Source organism: Desulfosarcina sp. (assembly GCF_033791525.1).
Lineage (GTDB): Bacteria > Desulfobacterota > Desulfobacteria > Desulfobacterales > Desulfosarcinaceae > Desulfosarcina.
The window spans coordinates 1-4,513 of record NZ_JASJGN010000417.1 but is presented as its reverse complement, the minus strand read 5'-3'; the positions used below and the strand labels follow the sequence as shown (position 1 = coordinate 4,513).

The 4,513-nt window shown below is 58.2% G+C and carries 3 protein-coding genes; all 3 read left to right on the top strand.

Annotated elements, in window-relative coordinates; translation table 11 throughout:
• Nucleotides 1-1,020: ribonuclease J (locus QNK41_RS20175; protein WP_319260776.1), on the top strand; the 1,020-nt coding region annotated here is incomplete at its 5' end.
• Nucleotides 1,021-1,100: 80 nt separating this feature from the next.
• A complete protein-coding gene (locus tag QNK41_RS20170) occupies nt 1,101-3,272 on the top strand; it encodes a DNA translocase FtsK (protein ID WP_319260774.1) in 2,172 nt (723 codons plus the stop codon).
• Nucleotides 3,273-3,692: 420 nt separating this feature from the next.
• Nucleotides 3,693-4,328, top strand: coding sequence for a class I SAM-dependent methyltransferase (locus QNK41_RS20165; RefSeq protein WP_319260772.1), 636 nt, complete (start codon nt 3,693-3,695; stop codon nt 4,326-4,328).
• Nucleotides 4,329-4,513 lie beyond the last annotated feature (185 nt).

The following is a 4,513-nucleotide window of genomic DNA, read 5'->3' as shown; positions in this document are numbered from 1 at the left end:
AGGATTACGGATGCGGCCACCGGACGGATCATCGTGGCCCTTTTTGCTTCCAACATCGCCCGTATTCAGCAGATCGTCAACATCGCCAGAGCGCGCGGCCGCAAGATCGTTGTCAACGGCCGCAGCATCGAGGTGAGTGTCGCCATCGCCCGCAACCTGGGATATCTGGACCTGCCCGAGGAGATGGAGATCGACATCGATGAACTGAACTCGTACCCGGACGACGAGATCATCATGGTCACCACCGGCAGCCAGGGCGAGCCCATGTCCGCTCTGGCGCGTATGTCCGCCGGCACCCACAAGCAGATCAAGATCCACAAGGAAGACACGGTCATTCTCTCGTCCAAATTCATCCCGGGCAATGAGAAAGCCATCGCCAACATCATCAACAACCTCTACCGACGCGGCGCCGACGTGGTCTACGAGAAGATTTCGAATATCCACGTGTCCGGGCATGCCTTCCGGGAAGAGCTCAAGATGATGATCAACCTGACCAAACCCACTTTCTTCATGCCCGTGCACGGGGAGTATCGCCATCTGGTGCTGCACAAGCGGCTGGCCCGGGAGGTGGGCATCCCCGACGACAACCTGATCCTGGCCCAGAACGGCCCGATTATCGAGCTGGATGAGAAGGGTTTCCGGATTCGAGACAGCATCTGTTCCGGGCGGGTGCTCATCGATGGCAAGGGCATCGGCGACGTGGGACGCAGCGTTCTCAAGGAGCGGCGGCTGCTCTCGGAAGAGGGCCTGGTGGTGGTCAACATGGCCTTTGACGAGGAGACAGGCATTGTGGTTTACGGCCCCGATATCGTCTCCCGGGGGTTTGTTTTTGAGACGGAGACGGGGTATCTGCTCCAGGATGCCCAGTGCGTGGTCCTGGAAATCGTGGAGGATGTCACCCCGGATGTGCCCAATCGGGTCAATCGGATCCGTAGCCGTATCCAGACCGCCCTGCGGCAGTACTTTTTTTATACCATCGGGCGCCGGCCGGTGATTCTACCCTTTCTGGTGGAAGTCTGACGGTAAAAGCGCCGACGGCCGTTAACCGTTTAAAATGGTCCGCACGGGGATATGATTTCCCCGACGGCCGGTAGACGATTATGAAAAAAGAGATTATCGGCATTCTTTTTTTCTTCATGGTGGTGTTCAGCCTGATCAGCCTGCTTTCCTTCGACCCGGGCGACCCATGCCTATTCTTCAATGCCGGCGGCGGTGGCCAGGTGCACAACCTCTTCGGTGTATTCGGCGCCAATTTCGCCGGCAGCCTCGTGGGGCTTTTCGGCATCGGTGCGTTCTGGATCCCCTTTCTTTTCCTTTTGGGCAGCATTCTTTTCTTCGGTAAAGACACGGGTCGGGCCCTGTTGCCTCTGGCCGCCGGCGGTATCCTGCTGATCACCACCACGGGCAGCCTGCTGGCCTTTAAGCAGGACCACTATATGCTTTTCGGCAGCCGGTTCACTGCAGGCGGCATCGTCGGTATCCCCCTCAAGTCTTTTTTCGTCGACTATTCCAACCAGGCCGGCGGGTCGATCATCCTGATGCTGGTATGGCTCATCGGCTTTATCATGGCCACGGGGTTCTCCGTGGTGGCATTCTACCGCCGATTCAAAACGGCCAACTCCGTGCTTTTCGATCGTGTCGCCACCATTTTGATCAAGTGGAAGGAGCGCCGCCAGAAAAGCTTCAAGCGGCGCCGGACCCTCAAGGCCGAGAAGAAAAAGACAAAAGAGACGATCAAAATAAAGACCCCCGATCCCAATCCGGTGCCGATTAAACCGGTGCCCAAACAGGCCGTGTTCGAATTCATGAAGAGCGCTTCAAGCTTCTCACTGCCGTCGGTCAACTTCCTCGACGACCCCAAGGCGCGACCCCAATCCACCAGTGAAGAAAACCTGCGCATGCAGTCCCGGCTGCTGGAAAAAAAGCTGGAGGATTTCGGCGTAAACGGCAAGGTAGTGGCCGTCACCCCGGGGCCGGTAATTACGACTTTCGAATACGAACCGGCCCCCGGCGTCAAGATCAACCGCATCGTCAGCCTCACCGACGACCTGGCCCTGGCCCTGCGGGCCATCAGCATCCGTATCGTGGCGCCCATTCCGGGCAAGGCCGTCATCGGTGTGGAAATCCCCAACACCGATCGGGAGACGGTTCGCTTCAAGGAGATGATCCTGTCGCCCTCTTTCGAGCAGGTCAAGAGTACGCTGACCCTGTGCCTGGGCAAGGACATTGTGGGCAACCCGGTCTCCGCCGGACTGGAGAAGATGCCGCACCTGCTTATCGCCGGCGCCACCGGGACGGGCAAGAGCGTGGCTTTGAACACCATGATCTGCAGCCTCTTGTACAAGCTGACCCCTGACCGGGTGAAGTTGATCATGATCGACCCCAAGCGCATCGAGCTGTCCATGTACGACGGCATTCCCCACCTGATCACCCCCGTGGTCACCAACGTCAAGAAAGCCACCAACGCCCTGTTCTGGGCCGTGCGCGAGATGGAGCACCGCTACGAACTGCTCTCGGAGAAGAAGACCCGCAACATCGACCAGTACAACCGCAAAATCGAAAAAGAGCCGGCTGCCCCTCCTGCCGAAGGCGAGGAAAACCCCAAGGAGCCGGCCAAACCGCTGCCCTATATCGTCATCATCATCGACGAACTGGCCGATCTCATGATGGTGGCTTCGCGGGACGTGGAGGTGGCGCTGACCCGCCTGGCCCAGATGGCCCGGGCCGCCGGCATCCACCTGATTCTGGCCACCCAGCGGCCGTCGGTGGACGTGCTCACCGGCATCATCAAGGCCAACTTTCCCACGCGACTGACCTTCCAGGTCTCCTCCAAGACCGATTCGCGGACGATCCTCGACACCAACGGCGCCGAGAGCCTGCTGGGCAACGGGGACATGCTCTTCCTGCCCCCGGGAACGGCCCGGCTCCAGCGTATCCACGGGGCCTACATTTCCGAGGCCGAATTGACCCGCGTTGTCGAATTCCTCAAAAAGCAGCAGCGGCCAGACTATGACAAGAGCGTCGTCCAGGCTCCGATAAAGGCGGCGGAAGAGGCCGGAGAGAAGGAGTACGACGAACGCTACGACGATGCCGTGGCCCTGGTCACCCAGGCCGGCCAGGCCTCCATCTCCATGGTTCAGCGGCATCTGCGCATCGGCTACAACCGGGCGGCCAGGATCGTCGAGATGATGGAGCAGGAGGGGATCATCGGGCCACAGGATGGGGTCAAGACGAGGCAGGTGTTGGTTAAAAACTACGACGACATCTCATAGGGATCGCTTTGAAACGGCATCTTTCGGCCCAGGCCAGCGTTCTCGCTCAGTCGATATCCTCAACGTAGCGCTGCTACGCCTGCGGTTTCGACTTCCCTGCGGCCTTGGCCTGAACCAAAATCTACCATTTCAAAACGATCCCCGCCGAACAAATCCCAAACGGTGTCTCGCGGCCTTGATCTGAACCACAATTCACCATTTATGAAAGAACACCGTCTTGCGCTGAGGGCCGAGGACAAGAATGAATTCCGAATTATGGGATTATTGGATTGAGGAATTGAGGGTTGAGGAATTGAGGAATTCGGAACCACAAACCACAAACCACAAACCAGAGACCAGAGACCAGAGACCAGAGACCAGAGACCAGAGACCAGAGACCAGGGACCAGAGACCAGGGACCAGGGACCGGAGTAAATACAGTTGAACCTTGACCAGACAGTGATTGAAACCATCAAAGGGTTTCTGGATCCCGAGGAGGGAAGGGGGCTTTACGATCTCGCCCGGAAGGCCTCCCGGTTGGGACCCTGCCTGGAGATCGGCAGCTACTGCGGCAAGTCTGCCGTTTATCTTGGCAGCGCCTGCCGTGAAAACGGGGCGACGCTGTTTTCCATCGACCACCACCGGGGATCCGAGGAGCAGCAGCCCGGGGAAGAATATTTCGACCCCGCCCTTTTCGATTTCAAGACTTTTTGCATGGACACCCTGCCCCTGTTCCGGCGAACCCTGGCCCTCGCCGGACTGGAGGAGACGGTGGTTCCCCTGATCAGCCGATCCCACGTGGCTGCCCGCAACTGGGCCACACGGCTGTCGCTGGTATTCATCGACGGTGGCCATTCCTTCGAATCCGCCCGAACGGATTATGACTGCTGGGCCGGCCACATCCTGCCCGGCGGCTACCTGCTGATCCACGACATCTTCGAGGATCCCGCGGAGGGCGGCCAGGCACCCTGTGAGGTTTACAAGCTGGCCGTGGCCTCAGGACGTTTCGAGGAGCTTACGCGGATCAAGACGCTGGGAGTGTTGAAAAAGAGAGGTAGATCGGCTGAAGGAGGGTAAGGAGTTTGGTATGTCAATATTGCTGTTCAGGTTTCTGGTCATGGTTCTTTCCTCAATTTTCCGATTTCGGCGATTCGTTCTCCGACTTCCAATCCCCCCTATTCCCCGATCCCTCCATTTCTCTTGACCAATGCTTACAATGAAAGAGTCGAATGATAAGATATTACCGCAGTTGACATTAGGAT

Excerpts from the sequence above, each read along its gene's own strand:
- QNK41_RS20170 (WP_319260774.1), top strand. The coding sequence starts at position 1,101 with ATGAAAAAAGAGATTATCGGCATTCTTTTTTTCTTCATGGTGGTGTTC.